This is a genomic window from Trichocoleus sp. Lan (assembly GCF_039961855.1).
Lineage (GTDB): Bacteria > Cyanobacteriota > Cyanobacteriia > Cyanobacteriales > FACHB-T130 > FACHB-T130.
Window position 1 is genome coordinate 88964 of the sequence record NZ_JAMPKA010000019.1, and the last position, 18262, is coordinate 107225.

Genomic DNA, 18262 nt, shown 5'->3' on the forward strand with positions numbered 1-18262 from the left:
ATTTTTGATAGGCTGTTAACTCTGTCTGCCCTCACTAAAAGGCCATGCTCAATCCCAATCTGGATGAAATCCAGCTTTCCAAAGAAGAATACGAACGCTACTCTCGCCACCTAATCCTGCCCAAAGTTGGACTGGAAGGACAAAAACGCCTCAAAGCCGCCAGTGTCCTGTGTGTTGGTACAGGTGGACTGGGTTCGCCCCTGCTGCTGTATCTCGCAGCTGCTGGTATCGGACGCATCGGCATTGTCGATTTTGATGTCGTTGATAGTTCCAACTTACAACGGCAAGTCATTCACGGCACCTCTTGGGTAGGGAAACCCAAAATTGAATCGGCAAAAAACCGGATTTTAGAAATTAATCCTGATTGCCAAGTTGATTTGTACGAAACCCGCCTGAGTTCAGAGAACGCCCTGCAAATCCTTGAACCCTACGATGTTGTCGTAGATGGCACCGATAACTTCCCCACACGTTATCTAGTGAATGATGCTTGCGTGCTGTTAAACAAGCCCAACGTCTACGCCTCCATCCTCTTTTTTGAAGGACAAGCAACAGTATTTAACTACGAAGGGGGTCCTAATTACCGCGATCTTTACCCGGAACCGCCACCACCCGGATTAGTTCCTTCTTGTGCTGAAGGAGGCGTTCTCGGCGTTCTGTGCGGCGTGATTGGCACCATCCAGGCAACTGAAGCCATCAAAATCATCTTAGGTCAGGGGAATACCCTGAGTGGGCGGTTGTTGCTGTATGACGCCTTGCAAATGAAGTTCCGGGAACTGAAACTGCGTCCGAACCCGGAAAGACCAGTCATTGACAAGTTAATTGATTACGAAGAATTCTGCGGTATTCCACAAGCAAAAGCAGAAGAGGCAAAACAGCAGATGGAAATGTCAGAAATGACAGTTCGGGAATTGAAGGAATTGCTCGATAGCGGTGCAAATGATTTTGTCCTGCTTGATGTTCGCAATCCTAACGAGTACGAAATTGCTAAAATTCCGGGTTCCGTTTTGGTGCCGTTACCCGATATTGAAAACGGTGCGGGTGTCGCCCAAGTGAAAGAATTGCTCAACGGTCATCGCTTGATTGCCCACTGCAAGATGGGTGGACGTTCGGCGAAGGCGCTGGGTATTTTGAAACAAGCTGGAATAGAAGGCACCAACGTCAAAGGCGGAATTACCGCTTGGAGTCGAGAAATTGACCCTTCGGTGCCTGAATACTAAAAAGGTTTAAGGTTACAGCTTTGAATTTAGTAACCTTTAATAGAGGCGTTCTGTGAGAACGTCTCTATTTTTCTAGATTTGATTCTAGATTTTAACTTGCTAACTTCTTGGGTGCAGATGTGGGGTTCGATTGTTATTCGCTTTTGGAGTGCGATAGCAAAGCGCCGACCTGTCGGTTCGCTTTCCCAAGCCCATTTTTAGTTGCAGCCGATAACATTAAACTGAGTGCAAAGGTGCAAACTGCTACCAATGTCCAAGTAGGATAGCTTGTGACCTACTTATGTAGAACTATCATGCAAAACAAAAGTAGCGAACGTGCCTTGTCTCGTTCCCGACGATTATCCACGACTGGGCTAGCCCTTACCGCAGGATTTTTGGCGATCGCTGTTGAGACCGTTCCTGCCACCGCCACCCATTTCAGCCCCTTTCAATACTGCGCTGCTGAATTAAGGGCGGTTGGTATCTCTACAGAACTCTCTGCCTCAAGCTGTTCGGATGCCCTTAAACCCACAGATTTATCCGCTTGCGTGTTTAATATTAACCGAGAAACTCAGATTGCCTCACAAGATGCTCTAGCTGCCTGTCTCAGGGTGCGACGTCCCATCGAGTTAGGCAGGTGCGTGATTAATATTTCCCAAGATACCAAAAACCCGCCGTTGCTTGAGGTACTCGAATCCTGTCGTCGTAGCCTCCTACCCATCCGCTTTGCTGAATGCGTTGTTGGCTTGAATCGTCAGTTAGAGATTTCTGCCACTAAGGCGCTGGATACCTGCATTTCCGCAGATAATTTGCCCCGCAACTTATCCCCCACCTTTGCGCCACCGCCACCCGCGAAGCCGACGCCGGACTTTACGCCGCCACAGGCACCTATTCCTCAGTTGTCACCTTTGCCCAATTTGGAAGCAGAACCCGTTGTTCCGGCTGCGCCGGTTAATCCTTAAATGGTAATCGGTAATGGGTAATCGGTAGTGGGTAATGAGTAAAAGGTAAAAAGTTTATCGGGTCTCTACAACTCAAAATTCAAAACTCTTATTACCCATTACCTCTCCCAAGTCAGCCGGTGTGTTGCAATTAAATAAGAGCGATCGCTCGGTTAGGGGCAGTTCTTGTACGAGATGTTGAGACAACCATTGCTGAAAGGATCTGCCCCCTTTATTAATGAATTCAGTCAAGCTAGACAAACAGCGACGGCGATAAAAACCGCATAACGGTTCCCAGCCTTTGGGATGTCGGGGAAGAAAGGCAATACAATCTTCTGGCACCTCAGGTAAATGCTGTACCCAATTGAGCAAAATTTCCTCTTTTAAATTGGGCAAGTCGCAAGCAAGTAACAGCACCCATTCTGTTTGCACTGGCGCGAGTCCTTGGGCAAAGCCAATCAGTGGCCCGTGGGGTTTCTCCTCTGTAGAAAAAGGGCGGGGTTCTCCTGTCCCGACTTCTTGAATTAATTGACAGGTGCTGGGTACAATATCTTGGTATCGTTCGATCCACGGCGTTACTACATACACTTTTGAAGCACACGCTTGGGCAATTTCACAAACCCGCCGAATCAGGGGAACGCCGTTAACAGAAATCAAGGCTTTATCCCGCCCCATACGAGAACTTTTTCCACCTGCCAAAACAATTGCTGTCAGCGATACAGCCGAGGATGGGTTCATTGAATATTCATTGAACAATCGGGGAATCGGGAATCGGTAATTTTAGAGCGATCGCGCATAAGCGGTGAGTCATGAGTGATTTATTCAAAACTCAAAAATTTAACCGATTATAAATTACCCATGACCCAATAAATTGAAAGCAAATTAATAGGTTGTTAAAACGACTGTGCGGGTTGGATTGTCCCATTTAACGGATACTTTAAATGGCTGCAAATCTACCGCTTTGATATATTCGAGATTCCGGTGAGTAGTGGTGCGGAAGTCTGCGACTTTACTCGGATCGATTCCTAAAGACTTTAGGAAAACAACCGGAATACAAGCATTCCCATTCACCAAAATTCCTTGATTTTGATATAGCTGGGCGTTGATTTTGACACTAATAACGGGGTAGCTAGGAGGAGGGGGAGGCGTTAAGCCCTGCCTCTGAGCTTCCTTCCGACTCCATGCTTCTAGACCGTCCGCCAATCCACGGGCGAAGTCTGGACGCTTCGTTTGAAATAAAGAGCGATCGCTTGGATTGGTAATAAACCCCAACTCCATCAGCACAGAGGGAATATCCACTTGACGGCAGAAACCTAAACTACCAACACCCGTGGCAATATCCGATTTAACCCCACGAGACGGCAAACTGGGAACTGCCTTCAGTAAGGATTGCAGCAGCAACTGGGCATCGGTTTCGCGTTGCTCGTTGCCATCAGTATAGAAGGCGCTGGCACCCCGGATATTGGTGTTCCCGACGGAATCGGCGTGAATTTCTAAAGCGACGTCGCCACGGCGGGAGTAGGCGTTGATCCAAGTAATCGTTTCCTTCAAACTCAGGGAATCGGGAACAGAGGAAACCTCTAAACCGCGCGATCGCATTTCCTTGACCGCAGCATCGCGGGTAAGCCTCATTTCTCTGTCTTCTGTAGTGCCTCCAGATTGTGCGCCCGGATCGCCAGCACCATGTCCAGCGGAAAGAAAAATTCGTACCATTTTACGATCTCTCCAGAATTCTAATGGCCTTGAATGTTGTCGTAATTCATTCCGATCCATCCCCACAAAGATAGAATCCGCAGGCTCAGCTGATACTTTCTTGCCCACACATCCAGGCTATGATACGCCGTATTGTAACTTAGCCCTGAGAGAGTCGATGGAGCGGTTGATTTCAGCACTGGGGTTGGCTGTTTTTGTGGGATTATCTTATGCCTTCTCAGTGAACCGGCGTGCTGTGCGTTGGCGTCCGGTATTTTGGGGGCTTGGGTTAGAGTTTATTTTTGCACTGCTGATTCTGAAAACTCCCGGCGGTTTAGCTGTATTTAAGTTTCTCGGCGATGTCGTTAGCCGCTTTTTAGAATTCTCTGATGTGGGTGCCAAATTTGTCTTTGGAGATAACTTTGTCGAACACTTTTTTGCTTTTAAAGTGCTGCCGACGATTATCTTTTTTTCTTCCTTCATCACGGTGCTATACCACTACGGCATTGTGCAGCGAGTGGTGAATGGGATGGCGTGGGTCATGATGAAGACGATGGGAACATCAGGGGCTGAGTCTTTATCGTGTGCGGGGAACGTCTTTTTAGGGCCAACTGAGTCACCGTTACTGGTGAAGCCTTATGTGGCGACGATGACGCAATCAGAACTTCATGCAGTAATGACCGCGGGCTTTGGGACAATTGCGGGTGGCGTATTAGGGGCATATCTCTCCTTTGGGATTCCACCGGCACATCTGATTGCCGCTTTCTTCATGACTGCCCCGACTTCGCTGGTTGCCTCAAAATTGCTTTATCCAGAAACGGAAGTCCCCAAGACGGTTGGCAAGGCAGGGATAGAGGTGGAGAGTACCTTTGTGAATGCGATTGACGCAGCGGCTGGGGGAGCAATTGACGGGACGAAACTGGCAGTGAATGTCGCGGCGATGATTATTGCCTTTTTGGGGTTACTGGCTTTCGTCAATGCGCTCCTGGGATGGTTGGGGGGGCTTCTTGGCGTGCCTTTGCTGTCCTTGGAGTGGATGTTGTCTTTTGTAATGGCTCCCGTTGCGTGGCTGCTCGGAGTGCCTTGGGCTGACTGCGCTCAGGTGGGGGTGTTGTTAGGAAAAAAGACGATTTTGAATGATTTTATCGCCTATCTGGATCTGAAGACGCTGATTGAGCAGAAGGCGATATCCGAACGGGCGGTAATTATCTCAACCTACGCTTTGTGCAACTTTGCCAATATTGGCTCGATTGGAATCACAATCGGCGGGATTGGCGGGATGGCACCGAACCGTCAAAAAGATTTAGCGAGAATGGGTGTCAGGGCGATGATAGGCGGTTTGTTCGCGGGTTTTATGACCGCTGCGATCGCGGGAATATTATTGTGAGCAAGGCATTCAGTTGAAGAATTCTCTAGAAGCACTAATTCTCTAGAAGCACTATTGTTATGTTAATTCGCTATAGCTAGAGGTTCGGGTAGTCGCAGCAAAGGATATCATCGGCGGTGGTGAAGGCGATCGCTTATCCCGTTACTTTGCTTCCCGCCCGGATGTTGTTGTAAGTTAAAAGCGAAGCGATCGCAGGTCAATATGGAAAAATACATCCCCCTCATAGCACGAGCTTTCCTCGCCGCCATTTTTTTGAAATCCGGCTTTGATAAGATTACGGGCTTTAGTGGCACGCAACAGTTTATGGCTAGCAAGGACATCCCGGAAGCGCTGACAGGATTGTTGCTCGTTGCAGCAATTATTCTTGAACTGGCTGGCGGATTATCTGTATTGCTCGGTTATAAAGCGCGTTGGGGAGCGATCGCGCTAATTATCTTTATGATTCCGGCTACGCTAATTTTTCACACCGATTTTGCCGACCGAATGCAGGTGATTGCGTTCATGAAAAATTTAGCAATTATCGGGGGATTACTGATGGTGTACTATATTGGGTCTGGACCAGTGAGTTTAGACGAACAGATGGCATCTAAGCGTTCTGATTAACTCGCTAACGTGGTTGATGAAAGATGCGATCGCGTTTCCCCTCACTAGCAAGCGTGCGAGCAACACTAAGAAGACATACGCTGACGCGATCGCTTTTTAGGATTTAACCTTGTATCTGCTCGCCCATCTGCTGCTCTAATCGCTCTAGCAATGTATTAACATCTGCGGCGACTTTCTCAAAGCAAGCGGGAGGTGGAGGTTCTGGTTGAAACTGAACCAGCTTTATTTGCCCCTCACCAATTCCAATGATCAGAACCTCCACTTCAGGGTTATGAGCCTCCACAACTCCTACCATCTCCTGAAGCTGGTTTTCGACTTTATTATTGAGTGTTTCTATCGCCTCTTTTGGACAATAGACGAAATGCGGCTTTGGTTGCACATCGATCCCTAGATAACCTTGAGTGTCTCCATTTTCTAACCACAAACCCCAAGATAATGCTGCCAATTCTTGCTGATTAGCTTTGACAAACTGAGCCAGCTGGTTTCGCCAGCTTTTTTCTCCGGAATCAGAAGGAGTTTTACCAAATTGAATCATTGCTTATCTTCTTGGGTGGTTACAGATGCATTTGGCGCTGCGAATGAGAGAAAAACTCAACAACGCGATCGCTTATCAAGTCTGAATTTTCGCTGACGCGATCGCGCAGCGGATGCGCCTAAGCAGAGAAATTAGCTCTCAGGAGATTTTAAAGCTTGATCTAACACGCTCCGAGCTTGCTCTGCTTTCGAGCGAGCCTCGTGGTAGCGCAGATTCACTTGAGCAAAGGTTTTGAGAACCTTAAAACCGTCCTTGAGTTGCGCGATTTCCTCTTCACTCACCGACTTTTCTGAAAACAGGATATCTACTTGAGCGCGAACCTTGAGCGCCTCGGCGCGTGATTCCTGCACCTTCAGCTTCAGTGTGGCAAGGTTGCTCAGAACTTGTACAGCTTGGGTTACGGCGTCTTCATCGCTAGTCCCATCCGCTTCCAGCTCTTTGACTTCAATCAGTTGTTCCGGACTAAATCCATCTTCAAGATCGGTGGGTAGCTTGTCTGCATCCATGAGTTCCATGAGCTGCTCCATCGCTTTCTCACGGGCTTTTTTTGAATCTTTGCCTGAAACAGTCAGGATGACTTCTGGGCTTTGTGCGAGAGTGTACTGAACCATATCTAATGCAGGGAGAATGCAGAGAGAACTTGTCTAGCCGTAACTTGTCTAGCCGTAAAAGTCTGGTTAGTTTAACCAAGCCGACAGGATTATTTTAAGGCAAACGAAAGCTGTTCCTGTAGGAGATATGCTGACTGGGGGAAAATGAGAACTGACAAGTCAGCGCGAGGCTAACGCTTCGCTTCGCTGTTTTCATGCCCAAAGGGCTGTACGCGATCGCGCCTTTGGCATATCTGCCAAGCGTGCGTTACCGAATCTAAAGAGGTTGATACAATGTCTCTAGGCAAAATTCTCGCTCATAAAGACTGATTTCCAACCCCCTTCCTTTGCGTAGCCGCAAATTTCTCTTCGCTAGGGGAATCTGTTTTAAGTCTGCCAAGCTTTGAGAACCTTATCCCAAACAGTGGTCAGTGATTGTTTCAATTGGTACTGACGATACCATTTCTGAAAGGCTTTTTCGTAATCTTCGCCTCCAGATTGAAAGGTATTCAAAGCATTAAGCCCCAGACCTAATCCCCAGAATAAGGCGATATATAAAGACCAAGAAAGCTGACCAGCATTCACGATATTCAGCAGCATCAAAAACGAATTGATAACTGTATATTTGCCAGCTTGTTTCTGTAATCTGCTGCGCCGGTAGAGATTAAAATCCTGCCGCTTTTGGATTTCTCCCTGTTTGGCTTGCCACTGCTGTTCTGCCACCTGAAGGCACTCTGGAGAGATTTCTAATTCAGAAGCGATTTCCAGTAGCTGTTCGCGGGTAAATTCTGTATCGTCAGTTTGACGCGCGATCGCTATCTGGAGAATTTGCTGAATCTGTTCTTGATTATAAGAGCGGGTGATTTGAGTTTCGGAGACGGGCATAGGAAGGCACCTGCGGTCGTCGAGGTTGGGAGAGCTTTTCTGCCCCAAGGACGTGATGCAGAAGTCAGCCTTTCAAGAGCAGTACTGATTCTATTATGCCGAGGCAAAAGTAAGAATGCCTCACACTAGGCTATTCCAAAACCGAACCTTAACGGACGGATAGTACGGTAGGTGAAAGATTAAAATCCTCGTTACATATCGTTACGATAAAGAGGTGCAAGAAAGAGAGGTTCAATTTAAGCCTCTCAGATGTTAAAGCAGAGGTGGCGTAATGAACGGCACGATTCGCGTCGGCAATTTATTCGGAATTCCCTTCAACGTACATCCAACCTGGTTCTTTGTCCTGGCTTGGGTGACGGTGAGTTATGGCAGTGGACTAGCGGCTCAATTTCCCGGACTCGGCGGGGGATTACCCTGGCTACTGGGATTAATTGCGGCGCTGCTGTTGTTTGCATCGGTCTTAGCGCACGAACTGGGACACAGTTTTGTGGCTATCAAGCAGGGAATTGAAGTTAAATCTATCAACTTATTTCTGTTTGGTGGTCTCGCCAGCTTAGAAAAAGAATCAAAGACCCCAGCAGGAGCATTCTGGCTGGCAATCGCAGGGCCTTTAGTCAGTTTGGCGCTGTTTGGTCTAATTAGCGCGATTGGCTTTACCACGAGCATTTCCGGGCCGTTTGGAGCAATCCTCGGAGTGCTGGCTTACGTCAACTTAGTGCTGGCGCTGTTTAACCTGATTCCTGGCTTGCCCCTGGATGGTGGGAATATCCTCAAGGCGTTGGTTTGGAAGATCACCGGCAATCCTTATAAAGGTGTCGTGTTTGCGGGTCGCGCCGGTCAAGTCATTGGTTGGATAGCGATCGCTTCTGGTCTGGTTCCGCTACTATTAGGCGGCGGTCTTAACTTCTGGAACTTGTTAATCGGTTGGTTCTTACTGCAAAACGCGGGTCGAGCAACTCAAGCTGCCAGAGTGCAAGAACAACTAGCCGCTTTGACCGCAGAAGATGCAGTCATGAGTGATAGCCCGATTGTATCTGAGTCGCTTTCCCTGAGAGAGTTTGTTAACGAGTACATCATTGGCAAAAACGAAGCGTCGCGGTTCTTAGTTACCAATGAGGAAGGACAATTAGTGGGAGCGATCGCAGTTGACGATCTCAAAGCCGTCCCGACTTCCCAGTGGACTGAAATATCTGTCGCACAGCTAACAAAACCCGTCGAATTCCCCACAACCGTCAAATCCGATCAATCTTTACTAGAAGTGGTGACACTACTAGAACAAGAAAAACTCACTCAACTACCCGTGATTCGTGAAAACGGCGTGCTAGTAGGACTTCTGGAAAAAGCTTCGATTCTCAACTTACTCCAGAGAAGAGCGCAAGCAAATCCTGCTTAATCAATTTCGGATTTTGAATTCAGCTAAATAACAAGTGCGCTTAGATGTAGGGGCGGGTTAATAACCCGCCCCTACTGCTATACATCCCAATCTTGCAAATATTCCTGGCGATTAGAAATCGCGGCTACGCCAACCCCCTTACCCCCCTTCAAGAAGACGGGGGGCAGAAGTTGCTTCGCTTCTATTCAACAAAATCCGCCTATGCGCTAACGCGCACGCTACGCTAACGCGGACTTTTGAAACCCGCATAGGTGGGTTTAGTCTGTATAGATGCGAATTCTATTCGCCCTCTTTACTAAGAGTATTTACAGCAACCAACTTTTTGAGGCAAAATCAGCAGGCTCATCGGTTGGAGGTTCAGAGAAGATGTTAGATACCCGCTCAGATGTTTTGTGCTTCTGTGGTTGAGCAGCTTGCGGCGCTTTGTGTAGAGCATTGGCTTCTTCAATTAGCTTAGAGTTCGCTTCTGCAAGTTGCATCGCTGCTTTTTTGGCTTGCTCTAGCTCTGTTTTCAACTGTTTGGCTTGCTCTTGAGCTTTTTGATGCTTGTTTAGCAATTTTTTTTGCTCATCCAAATCCGCCTGCAAATTGGCAATTTGCTGGTGTAAAGAAGCTTCCACTTTACGGGTTTCCTTCACAACACCTTTTAAGTCAGCCATCAGAGATTTTTGCTCATCCAAATTGGATTGCAAATTGGTAATTTGCTGTTGTAGAGCTTCTTCCCTTTCGCGTGCTTGATCCAGAGCTGTTTTTAACTCTGTCACACTTGCTTCTAAGTCAGCCTTCGTTGGATTTGAGTTTTTAGCAGGAGTTTTATCAGGCGTATCTGTTGATGAATCCTCTATTATTTCCGCCTCCACTTCTATAACTTCCTCAACGGTCGCCTCTAGAACAGGTTCAGTTTCTGAATCTGGGGATTTTTGTGCTTCTTCGTGTAGTAAGTCTGAGATACGTTTTTTAGCCATTATTTTTAGTTTCTCCAATCACGCTGTATTTCATTAGCCACGCGGCGATAGTCTGCTTCCGCCTCCCGCGCCTTTTTCCCCGCCCATTGATGAATCGGCACCCCCTCAAGAGCCGCTCGTTCGTGGGCTTTGTAGGCACGGACAAAGCTATGGCAAGCAGGAATTCCTAGCTCTTGAAGTGTGTTTTGAGCCTCCAGTGCTTCCCCCAAACTTCGCGCATCCACCTTTGTCAGAAGTACCCGATGGGCGATTCCAACTGGCATGACGGTTTCCCTTACTGTCTCAATGAGTACAGCCAGATCCATCGGCGCACAAGGCGTGGGTAAAACCAGATAATCAGCGATCGCTACTACCGCCGCTAATGCTTCCGATCGCAATGCTGGAGGCGTATCCACTACTACTAAATCGTAGCCTTCTATCTTACGTAAACGACCTAAAAGTTTTGGATCTGTCTCTTGAGCGAGATCGAAGCCCATTCCTTTCTCGCTACGCTCAACCCACCAAGTCGCCGAACCCTGAATATCTGCATCGACCAGAAGAACCCGTTTTTCTTCCGAGAAGGTTGCAGCCAGATTGACTGCTGTAGTGGTTTTACCGACTCCTCCCTTACCGTTGAGAATCGCAATTATTCTTGGCACTGCTCGCTTGTGATGCTGACTCCACCGAATATACCGCTTAATGGGATCGAGGGGAGCTTTTTGTGCCTTAGCGCAGCGCTTGACTGGCACAACCTTTGTCAATCGCTACGATGAGAAGCGAACGATCGCCCTCTGAGGACATCGGGTTGAAAGTCAACACTCCGCCCTCCAAACTCGCCACAATAGAATCGAATAGCTCTGAACACAAAACGCCTCAATGGAACTCACTCATAACCTGCCTAAGGGGCCAAACACTCCGCGATCGCTGCGGTTAATGAAATTTATTTTTCAGCCCATCAAGTACCTGGATGATTATGCAAAAGCTTATGGTGACACCTTCACCATCCAGGGAAGCCAGGGGACTCCGATTGTCTATTTCAGCCAACCCCAAGACCTACAAACGATTTTCACTGCTGATTCTAGTCAGTTAGACGCTGGGAGGGGGAACAGCGGCTTAGAGTTTTTAATGGGAGAAAATTCTCTGCTCCTGCTGGATGGCGATCGCCATCAGCGCCAACGACAGATGTTAACCCCTCCCTTTCACGGCGAACGGATGCGGGCTTACGGTCAGATTATCTCTGAAATCGCCGAGCAGGTGATGAATCAATGGACGGTTGGCAAACCCTTCAACATCCGTGCGTCGATGCAAGAAATCACCCTGCGCGTCATCTTACGGGTGGTGTTTGGACTAGATGAGGGGTCGCGTTTGGAACAACTACGCAGCTTAATCGGTTCAACCCTGGACTTAATGACTTCTCGCTTCAACTCCAGCGCCTTCTTTTTTGAGTTTCTTAAACAAGATTTAGGCGATTGGAGTCCTTGGGGTCGGATGCTGCGCCAAATAAAACAAATTGACGAACTGATTTACGCTCAGATTGCGGAACGTCGAGCGGAAGCTAACCCGAATCGGCAAGATATCCTCAGCTTAATGATGTCTGCTCGCGATGAAGCGGGTCAACCGATGACGGATATAGAGTTACGCGATGAGTTAATGACTCTGCTAGTCGCCGGACATGAAACCACCGCTTCTGCACTGACTTGGGCTTTGTACTGGGTTGACCAATTACCGCAGGTGCGCGAAAAACTGCTCGCCGAGTTGGACTCGGTTGACGCCGATCCAGATCCCAGTGTCATTGCCAAACTACCCTATCTAACGGCGGTTTGCTCTGAAACGCTTCGTATCTATCCAATTGCTGCGAATACTTTTATTCGGGTTGTGCGATCGCCCATTGAGATATCCGGCTACAAATTGCCCCCAGGAACGGTTATCGTCCCCAGTATCTATTTAGCCCACCATCGGGAGGAAACTTTTCCGCAGCCGAAGCAATTCAAGCCAGAGCGCTTTTTAGAACGGCAATTTTCTCCATACGAGTATTTGCCTTTTGGTGGCGGAAATCGTCGCTGTATCGGGATGGCATTTGCCATGTATGAAATGAAATTGGTTCTCGCGACAATTGTGTCGCATTTTCAAGTGTCGCTCGTTAATAAGCGTCCGGTGATTCCAGTGCGTCGGGGTTTGACTTTAGCCGCACCGGAAGGAATGAAAATGGTTGCAACTCCTCGGCTAAAGAAGCTTGTAAATACTCCAGTCTCGGTGTAATTCGGTTTTTGAAAACTTAAAATCAAACTCCCTCAGCTCATCTGGGGGAGTTTTTATCGATTTATTGCCAATGAACATGGACTAAATAACTTACAAAAGTCCCAATCTGTAGGGGTATGGCATTGCCATACCCCTACGCCGGAAATGGGGGGTTAATCAACCCATACTCCTAAGCGCCCAATCCGTGTCAATAGATGTAACTTAATAGCTGTCTCCGCCTGCAACTTGGTCGCTATCAGTAGGCACGCAAAAGTCTTGATCTAGGGAAGCATCGCGGATGGCTTGCCACTTACAAATGAGTTCAGTACCGCTGATATCGCTAGTGATGTATTGCTCAACGGCTTGTTCCAATTCTTGTGGGGTTTTGGGAACGGGAACAGTACAGATAAGTTCTGGCATAAGACAACCTCTGCTGATAGAACGGGTGCGCGGTAAGACCGTATAAGTCATATTTTAATGACATTTTCAGCAAAAAGTAGCTAAAGTTACATTTTTGAAACATGAGTTAGGGTAAAGACTTGAAAGTCCCCAAGCATAAGCGCGATCGCGTTTATGGATGAATTGCAAATGACAAGCACAGTTTGTCAAGCGATCGCTACTCGCTCAGCCATCTTCCAGAAACTTTGCTACAAGGAGAAAGCGGCTGGTGATAACTCTAATCGGAGTTTCTGGGGATGTTCATGAAAAAGTTGTGGATGGCTACTGCTAAAGCAGCGATCGCAAAGCCTCGGCGCGTCCTTGCGCTTCTCACGCTCTTCAGCGTTTTGGGAGTTCCGAATCCGGCTTCGGCACAGAATTTTAATCAGATTTATGTTTTTGGAGATAGCCTCTCCGATGTTGGCAATGTATTAAAGGCTACCAACGGGCACTATCCCCCAAGCCCACCCTACTTTCAAGGACGCTATTCCAATGGCCCGGTTTGGACAGATTATCTCGCCTCTAAGCTGAAATTAAAATCCAGTACAGAGACGAATTTCGCCTACGGAGGCGCGACTACAGGCAATTCTAAGCAGATTCCCCCTGGATTGCTGGCACAAATCGAGAGCTTTAAGGCAACCCATTCCGCGGCTAATCCTAAGGCTCTGTATGTTGTATGGGCTGGTGCGAATGATTACCTAAGAGGCGCTACCGACTCTACCGTGCCAATTAACAATTTAGCGATCGCGGTGAAGTCCCTTTCCGCAGCAGGCGCAAAAAATATCGTAGTTGTTAACTTACCAGATTTAGGAAAGCTTCCCGGCACGCGCACAACTCAACGTTCCGGCTCCCTCAACGTTTTAACAAAGAAGCATAATTCTGGATTAGCCGCATCCCTCAACGGTTTGCGTCAGCAACTCAACTCTGATATCAAAATCACCTATCTTGATGTCAATTCTCTTTACAATCAAGTCACCAACAATCCAAAAAAATTCGGTTTTACGAATGTAACCAACGCCTGCGTTAGCAGATCCAAAATATGTAACAATCCAAACGAATATTTATTTTGGGATAGCATTCATCCTACGACTGCCGCCCATAAGTTATTTGTAGAATTAGCCTTCCCAGCGCTAAAATCTACGCTCGAACCTCGCACAGTTTCTAGCTCTCAAACCACGGTTGAACCTACTATCGCAGTAGGCGGGATTATATTATTAGGTGCTGTTGGTGGCGGATTAATCGTGACGCGCATTCAGGGGATGAAAAACAAATCCTAAGAAGCGATTTGCCCTTTCCTGCGTGGCTAGTATAAGAAGGACGCGATCGCGTTAGCATCGCTAACTTGTCAGTTTGCATTTTTCTCTTTTGCTAAGGGCTAATAATCTCCAACACATTTAGCGATTAGTGAGGTTCTCAATGAACGTGCAATACATATTGTTTGTAAGGACACGGCAATGCCGTGTCCCTGAGAGTTAACAAGGTAGAGACTTCAAACTGAAGACATCTGCAAAAATACCATTCGGCTTCACGACTCTATTCTCATCCGGAGAATCATAAACCACCATTAGAGAATTTGGTTGTCCTAAACAGGGAAACAGTGCCAACCCTTCCGCATGATCGGAACCAAATCTGAAAGGCAGATCAAACAACACTTCCAAATCTCCCTCTTTCTGCCAAGAGATGCTGTTTTCATCACGTTGTAAGGCATTTTTCAGGCGGAAGACTCTCAGCGCACCTTCTAAATCCATCGTGGGTCCCGCTAGAACGATCAAGTCTTCACCATCCAGACATAGTTCCCGGACACCTAACCCATTCAACTCTACAAAATGTTTTTTGTATTGCTTCCCATCTTTGCCAATTTTCTTCAGCGTTAAAATTCCTGGCTCGGTTTCTGCAACTTCAACCTCTAAAATAATTGCCCACCCTCTCAGTACAGGGCCTCGCAAGCCGATAAAAATCCTATCTCCCCGAATCGCTAAGCCTTCGATATCAAATCCATTTTCTTTAGAGGGGATAGAAGTTGTTAGAAATGCCCCTAGGTGCCGATCTTGTTTGAGTGCTTCTATCAGAACGTTACTATTTCCTATTTTTTGCAGACAGGCTGCTGTCAGTTTTTTATCTGGCTGCTCTGGGTGAGAGACTGATTTAACTAATTTACCTTTTACTACAGGAATCCGGGCAAGTAAATAACGGTTTGGTTCAAACTTTATGGTTGCTAGTTTATCAAGATCCTTCTCAAGGTCTTTGCCCTTTATTTTTTTACGCTTTGTACTGTGGGAACCGATGAACCAAAGATAATGGTTTGTATAATCCATTCCCTCGATATCGATTTCGCCTTCCGGATCGGCTAAATCGATAAAATCTTTTACAAAAAATTGCTGATGTTTGCTGAAGATATATGGCTCGACAGGGGATAAGCGCTCAATCGTTCTCGTTTCATCAGAACCTACCCACAAGCTGCCATCAGGTGTCAAAGCAGCCGCTGATAAATCTTGGCTAAGAGGTTCATCAGCTTTGCCGTTGAAGCGAATGAGTACGCGGCTGAGCAAGAAACTTTCTGGCATAACGCCTGCTTTCCTAAAACGGTTTGGACTCGATAGAAATCACTGCCAGCATAGCTCACGCTTGACTGGTTTTTACCCTCTACCGAAAGAAAGAAGTTTTGGAAGTATTTGAGGAGGCAAACTGGAAAGTAAGGCGATCGATGCTCACCCGACTATTTTGAGAGTGCGATCGCTTAAAGGCTATTGATCAACTCCGCCGTATCATTCATTGGTTTATTTACCTTTGTGCTGACTGGATAAGTTGCCATTTCTTCTGCTGAATATGGACGCAACAAAGGCTGTAATAACTCCGGCTTTTGCACCTGTGAATCCAACCACAAATCATAATCTTTTGGATCGAGAATGACTGGCATTCGGTTGTGAATCGGGCGCATTACCTCATTGGGTTCTGTTGTCAAAATTGTGCAAGAATCTATTTCCTCACCATCCTCTCCTTCCCAATGCTCCCACAAACCAGCAAAGCCGAAAGGTTGTCCATCATTGACGCGACAATAAAATGGCTGCTTTTTCCCGTCTTGCTGCTTCCACTCATAAAAACCATCCGCCACGACTAAGCAACGGCGTTGTTTAAAAGCTGCCCGAAAAGCTGGTTTTTCTGCCACCGTTTCCGCCCGTGCATTAATTAGCTTTGCTCCCATTTTGGTGTCTTTTGCCCAGCGGGGAATCAGCCCCCAATGCAACATCTTGAACTGTCGTTGAGACTGTTCTGTATTTTGTAAAACTGTCTGTACTGACTGGGTAGGGGCAATGTTATAACGAGGCGTCAGGAGAGGAACATCATTTACCTGGAATGCTTGGGCGATTGTCTCAGCGGACTTACTTTGGGTAAATCTTCCACACATACTTCTATCCCACGCGGTAAATTACAAATTTGCAAGCTTATTTCAATCGAGCAATTAACACTCAACGGTCGAATAATATATACATCCTATTATAACAAATACCAATAATTCAATAAAATTGTACGGCAAATACTTTACGTTATTTTATGGGTAAACAGTTATCTTGCATAAGATGTGATTAATAATTCAGATATTTTACCCCGTTTTCTAGTGTTGGAATTAATCATTCTGGAAGCTGATATCTCATAAATATTAAAATTGCTGTAAATTTTTCGGATAAACAGACAGTCAGAATTAGAAAGCATCACTTTGACACCACGCTTCGCCAGTTCTACAAAGACATCCCTGAGCCGAATTTGGTCAGCTTCATTAAAAGAATTACGGCTATAGGCGGTAAAGTTACTAGTAGGGCTTAGAGGATAATAAGGCGGGTCAAAGAAAACAAAATCTTCAGCGTTTTCCGCAGATTGCAGGACAGCTTCAAAAGGTTTAACATCAATCAGGGCACTCTGAAGTGCAGCGGAAACTGCCCTAAGTAAAGCTGAATTACAAATTTTTGGATTTTTGTATTTCCCAATCGGAACATTAAATTGCCCTTTTGAGTTTTCTCGATATAATCCGTTAAAGCAGGTTTTGTTGAGGTAAATAAATCGAGAAGCTCTTTCTAGAGGGGTGCTAGGTTGCATCAAACGCACGCAGTAATAATACTCCTTACTATGATTCATTTGATGCTGGTGCAAGAATTCAATTAGCGGTTCTACTTCATCCCTTACACATCGGAAAACATTGACCAAATCGGCATTAATATCCGTCAAAATAGATACTTTCGGCAATAAATGAAAGAAAAGAGCGCCGCCACCCAAAAATGGCTCATAGTAAGTTGTAAATTTTGGGGGAAAATAGGGAATATATTGCTGAATTAGCTGGCTTTTCCCACCAGCCCATTTTAGAAAGGGACGCGCTATTTCTTGTTGTGTCGCCTGAGTTGACATTGCTTCTAGCTATCTAAAAAAATTAAAGCGTTTGTAACAGTTGTTGTGGAAGTGGGGGGATATGATTTAATTTAGAATACCTAGCGGGTTCGACAAGAGGAAAAAAATGACTATCACCGCGACCAAAACACGCGATCGCTCTTATGAGTCCGTGTGTTATGGGGCAATGTGTTATGAGTCAATATGTCGCGGTTGCACAAATATAGCGGGTAGTAGCCTGCTACCACCAGACGCTTGGCGAACCATCTCTAGACGAAACCCCATTTAGGGGCGATGCCGAGCTTGTCGAACTCGCAGACAAATGTTACCAGTTAAGATGCAGTGACTTATCGCCGCTTTTTGTGTCGGCTACTTTAAATAATATGTTTGATGGCTTTTGGGAAAATATCTCTCGCTACCCCCGCTACTTTGTCACCATTATCCTAGGGGTATTCTTTTATACCTTTGGGTGGTTGAAACCGCTACTCCAAAATCGAACCAGCGCGATCGCTTTGATGGGCTTTCTGGTGGCAGCCTTAACTTTTATTACCCTAACCCTACGGGCGATGCTGGGAGTGAGTCCGATTTAGGTAGGATGAGTAAAAGCATTGCTCACACTGTCTTAAAGGCAGCAGATGATTATGGCTACAAGTCGCCGCGTTTCTCGCGTTGCCGCATTGATTAAACGCGAAATCAGCCAAATGCTGCTAACCGAAATCAAAGATGATCGCGTGGGTGCTGGCATGGTCAGCGTCACCGATGTGGATGTGTCAGGCGACCTACAACACGCTAAAATCTTCGTCAGCATCTATGGCACCGAGGAAGCAAAGGTAGAAACGATGGCTGGGTTAAGAGCAGCAACTGGCTTTGTCCGCAGCGAACTCGGTCAACGGTTGCGACTGCGTCGGACACCAGAGTTACTGTTTCAGGAAGATCGTTCTCTGGAAAGAGGCGATCGCATTTTGTCTTTGTTGAATCAGCTTAATCAAGACCGTCCGGCTGCGAGAGTGGAAGAAGAAGACATCGTTGAGGCAGAAGATTGA

The 18262-nt window shown here is 46.7% G+C and carries 21 protein-coding genes; 10 read left to right on the forward strand and 11 right to left on the reverse strand.

Features of this window, described 5'->3' with window-relative positions; genetic code table 11:
- The first annotated feature begins 44 nt into the window (after window positions 1-44).
- Both moeB and NDA03_RS17745 read left to right on the forward strand, forming a co-directional pair.
- A complete protein-coding gene (moeB, locus tag NDA03_RS17740; protein WP_190414751.1) occupies window positions 45-1217 on the forward strand; it encodes a molybdopterin-synthase adenylyltransferase MoeB in 1173 nt (390 codons plus the stop codon).
- Window positions 1218-1510: 293 nt separating this feature from the next.
- Window positions 1511-2158 (forward strand): hypothetical protein, encoded by a 648-nt coding sequence (locus tag NDA03_RS17745; protein WP_348238734.1) that lies wholly within the window; start codon window positions 1511-1513, stop codon window positions 2156-2158.
- A gap of 72 nt (window positions 2159-2230) precedes the next feature.
- Here NDA03_RS17745 and NDA03_RS17750 read toward each other — a convergent pair whose 3' ends face one another.
- Together NDA03_RS17750 and NDA03_RS17755 are read right to left on the reverse strand one after the other, a co-directional pair.
- Window positions 2231-2875: a molybdenum cofactor guanylyltransferase gene (locus tag NDA03_RS17750; protein ID WP_348238735.1), complete on the reverse strand. Its 645-nt coding sequence runs from the start codon at window positions 2873-2875 to the stop codon at window positions 2231-2233.
- A gap of 144 nt (window positions 2876-3019) precedes the next feature.
- Window positions 3020-3850 carry an N-acetylmuramoyl-L-alanine amidase gene (locus NDA03_RS17755; protein ID WP_190666606.1) on the reverse strand — a complete coding sequence of 277 codons (831 nt, stop codon included), beginning with the start codon at window positions 3848-3850 and terminating at the stop codon, window positions 3020-3022.
- Between the two features lie 157 nt (window positions 3851-4007).
- On the opposite strand from NDA03_RS17755, the gene NDA03_RS17760 reads away from it, so the two are divergent.
- Window positions 4008-5216 carry a NupC/NupG family nucleoside CNT transporter gene (locus NDA03_RS17760; protein WP_190437462.1) on the forward strand — a complete coding sequence of 403 codons (1209 nt, stop codon included), beginning with the start codon at window positions 4008-4010 and terminating at the stop codon, window positions 5214-5216.
- A gap of 201 nt (window positions 5217-5417) precedes the next feature.
- The gene (locus NDA03_RS17765; protein WP_348238736.1) at window positions 5418-5819 is read left to right on the forward strand and encodes a DoxX family protein; all 402 of its coding nucleotides are present in this window, start codon (window positions 5418-5420) and stop codon (window positions 5817-5819) included.
- Window positions 5820-5922: 103 nt separating this feature from the next.
- Here the strand turns inward: NDA03_RS17765 and NDA03_RS17770 are convergent, their stop codons facing one another.
- From NDA03_RS17770 to NDA03_RS17780, 3 genes are all read right to left on the reverse strand, one after another.
- Window positions 5923-6354, reverse strand: a complete 432-nt coding sequence (locus NDA03_RS17770; RefSeq protein WP_190437457.1) for a hypothetical protein — start codon at window positions 6352-6354, stop codon at window positions 5923-5925.
- Window positions 6355-6485: 131 nt separating this feature from the next.
- Window positions 6486-6965: a hypothetical protein gene (locus NDA03_RS17775; protein WP_190414745.1), complete on the reverse strand. Its 480-nt coding sequence runs from the start codon at window positions 6963-6965 to the stop codon at window positions 6486-6488.
- A 366-nt stretch (window positions 6966-7331) separates the two neighbouring features.
- Window positions 7332-7829, reverse strand: coding sequence for a 2TM domain-containing protein (locus NDA03_RS17780; RefSeq protein WP_348238737.1), 498 nt, complete (start codon window positions 7827-7829; stop codon window positions 7332-7334).
- Window positions 7830-8100: 271 nt separating this feature from the next.
- Here NDA03_RS17780 and NDA03_RS17785 point away from each other — a divergent pair, with 271 nt between their 5' ends.
- Entirely contained in the window at window positions 8101-9222 is a 1122-nt protein-coding gene (locus NDA03_RS17785; protein WP_348238738.1) for a site-2 protease family protein, read from the forward strand.
- A gap of 305 nt (window positions 9223-9527) precedes the next feature.
- Here NDA03_RS17785 and NDA03_RS17790 read toward each other — a convergent pair whose 3' ends face one another.
- Together NDA03_RS17790 and NDA03_RS17795 are read right to left on the reverse strand one after the other, a co-directional pair.
- A complete protein-coding gene (locus NDA03_RS17790; protein WP_190986258.1) occupies window positions 9528-10187 on the reverse strand; it encodes a hypothetical protein in 660 nt (219 codons plus the stop codon).
- 5 nt (window positions 10188-10192) lie between these two features.
- A complete protein-coding gene (locus NDA03_RS17795; protein ID WP_190414741.1) occupies window positions 10193-10825 on the reverse strand; it encodes an AAA family ATPase in 633 nt (210 codons plus the stop codon).
- Between the two features lie 217 nt (window positions 10826-11042).
- On the opposite strand from NDA03_RS17795, the gene NDA03_RS17800 reads away from it, so the two are divergent.
- Window positions 11043-12425 carry a cytochrome P450 gene (locus tag NDA03_RS17800; RefSeq protein WP_348238739.1) on the forward strand — a complete coding sequence of 461 codons (1383 nt, stop codon included), beginning with the start codon at window positions 11043-11045 and terminating at the stop codon, window positions 12423-12425.
- 201 nt (window positions 12426-12626) lie between these two features.
- Here NDA03_RS17800 and NDA03_RS17805 read toward each other — a convergent pair whose 3' ends face one another.
- Entirely contained in the window at window positions 12627-12824 is a 198-nt protein-coding gene (locus tag NDA03_RS17805; RefSeq protein ID WP_190414739.1) for a hypothetical protein, read from the reverse strand.
- Between the two features lie 281 nt (window positions 12825-13105).
- On the opposite strand from NDA03_RS17805, the gene NDA03_RS17810 reads away from it, so the two are divergent.
- The gene (locus NDA03_RS17810; RefSeq protein WP_348238740.1) at window positions 13106-14119 is read left to right on the forward strand and encodes an SGNH/GDSL hydrolase family protein; all 1014 of its coding nucleotides are present in this window, start codon (window positions 13106-13108) and stop codon (window positions 14117-14119) included.
- 195 nt (window positions 14120-14314) lie between these two features.
- On the opposite strand, the gene NDA03_RS17815 is transcribed toward NDA03_RS17810, so the two are convergent.
- The 3 genes from NDA03_RS17815 to NDA03_RS17825 form a co-directional block, all read right to left on the reverse strand.
- The gene (locus NDA03_RS17815) at window positions 14315-15406 is read right to left on the reverse strand and encodes a DUF3616 domain-containing protein (RefSeq protein WP_348238741.1); all 1092 of its coding nucleotides are present in this window, start codon (window positions 15404-15406) and stop codon (window positions 14315-14317) included.
- A 173-nt stretch (window positions 15407-15579) separates the two neighbouring features.
- Window positions 15580-16248: an SOS response-associated peptidase gene (locus NDA03_RS17820; protein ID WP_190686311.1), complete on the reverse strand. Its 669-nt coding sequence runs from the start codon at window positions 16246-16248 to the stop codon at window positions 15580-15582.
- A 158-nt stretch (window positions 16249-16406) separates the two neighbouring features.
- Window positions 16407-17240: a DNA adenine methylase gene (locus NDA03_RS17825; RefSeq protein ID WP_348238742.1), complete on the reverse strand. Its 834-nt coding sequence runs from the start codon at window positions 17238-17240 to the stop codon at window positions 16407-16409.
- Window positions 17241-17346: 106 nt separating this feature from the next.
- Between NDA03_RS17825 and NDA03_RS17830 the strand changes: the two genes are divergently transcribed.
- The 3 genes from NDA03_RS17830 (at window position 17347) to rbfA (ending at window position 18262) form a co-directional block, all read left to right on the forward strand.
- Window positions 17347-17508, forward strand: a complete 162-nt coding sequence (locus tag NDA03_RS17830) for a hypothetical protein (RefSeq protein WP_348238743.1) — start codon at window positions 17347-17349, stop codon at window positions 17506-17508.
- Window positions 17509-17602: 94 nt separating this feature from the next.
- Entirely contained in the window at window positions 17603-17809 is a 207-nt protein-coding gene (locus NDA03_RS17835) for a DUF751 family protein (protein WP_190414768.1), read from the forward strand.
- 51 nt (window positions 17810-17860) lie between these two features.
- Complete coding sequence (gene rbfA / locus NDA03_RS17840; RefSeq protein WP_190414734.1) at window positions 17861-18262, forward strand: 30S ribosome-binding factor RbfA; 402 nt, start codon at window positions 17861-17863, stop codon at window positions 18260-18262.

Coding starts and splice junctions, on each gene's coding strand:
- NDA03_RS17815 (WP_348238741.1), bottom strand. CDS start 15,406: ATGCCAGAAAGTTTCTTGCTCAGCCGCGTACTCATTCGCTTCAACGGC.
- NDA03_RS17805 (WP_190414739.1), bottom strand. CDS start 12,824: ATGCCAGAACTTATCTGTACTGTTCCCGTTCCCAAAACCCCACAAGAA.
- NDA03_RS17770 (WP_190437457.1), bottom strand. CDS start 6,354: ATGATTCAATTTGGTAAAACTCCTTCTGATTCCGGAGAAAAAAGCTGG.
- NDA03_RS17785 (WP_348238738.1), top strand. CDS start 8,101: ATGAACGGCACGATTCGCGTCGGCAATTTATTCGGAATTCCCTTCAAC.
- NDA03_RS17755 (WP_190666606.1), bottom strand. CDS start 3,850: ATGGTACGAATTTTTCTTTCCGCTGGACATGGTGCTGGCGATCCGGGC.
- NDA03_RS17790 (WP_190986258.1), bottom strand. CDS start 10,187: ATGGCTAAAAAACGTATCTCAGACTTACTACACGAAGAAGCACAAAAA.
- NDA03_RS17810 (WP_348238740.1), top strand. CDS start 13,106: ATGAAAAAGTTGTGGATGGCTACTGCTAAAGCAGCGATCGCAAAGCCT.
- rbfA (WP_190414734.1), top strand. CDS start 17,861: ATGGCTACAAGTCGCCGCGTTTCTCGCGTTGCCGCATTGATTAAACGC.
- NDA03_RS17800 (WP_348238739.1), top strand. CDS start 11,043: ATGGAACTCACTCATAACCTGCCTAAGGGGCCAAACACTCCGCGATCG.
- NDA03_RS17830 (WP_348238743.1), top strand. CDS start 17,347: ATGACTATCACCGCGACCAAAACACGCGATCGCTCTTATGAGTCCGTG.
- NDA03_RS17825 (WP_348238742.1), bottom strand. CDS start 17,240: ATGTCAACTCAGGCGACACAACAAGAAATAGCGCGTCCCTTTCTAAAA.
- NDA03_RS17775 (WP_190414745.1), bottom strand. CDS start 6,965: ATGGTTCAGTACACTCTCGCACAAAGCCCAGAAGTCATCCTGACTGTT.
- NDA03_RS17745 (WP_348238734.1), top strand. CDS start 1,511: ATGCAAAACAAAAGTAGCGAACGTGCCTTGTCTCGTTCCCGACGATTA.
- NDA03_RS17780 (WP_348238737.1), bottom strand. CDS start 7,829: ATGCCCGTCTCCGAAACTCAAATCACCCGCTCTTATAATCAAGAACAG.
- moeB (WP_190414751.1), top strand. CDS start 45: ATGCTCAATCCCAATCTGGATGAAATCCAGCTTTCCAAAGAAGAATAC.
- NDA03_RS17765 (WP_348238736.1), top strand. CDS start 5,418: ATGGAAAAATACATCCCCCTCATAGCACGAGCTTTCCTCGCCGCCATT.
- NDA03_RS17760 (WP_190437462.1), top strand. CDS start 4,008: ATGGAGCGGTTGATTTCAGCACTGGGGTTGGCTGTTTTTGTGGGATTA.
- NDA03_RS17820 (WP_190686311.1), bottom strand. CDS start 16,248: ATGTGTGGAAGATTTACCCAAAGTAAGTCCGCTGAGACAATCGCCCAA.
- NDA03_RS17835 (WP_190414768.1), top strand. CDS start 17,603: ATGTTTGATGGCTTTTGGGAAAATATCTCTCGCTACCCCCGCTACTTT.
- NDA03_RS17750 (WP_348238735.1), bottom strand. CDS start 2,875: ATGAACCCATCCTCGGCTGTATCGCTGACAGCAATTGTTTTGGCAGGT.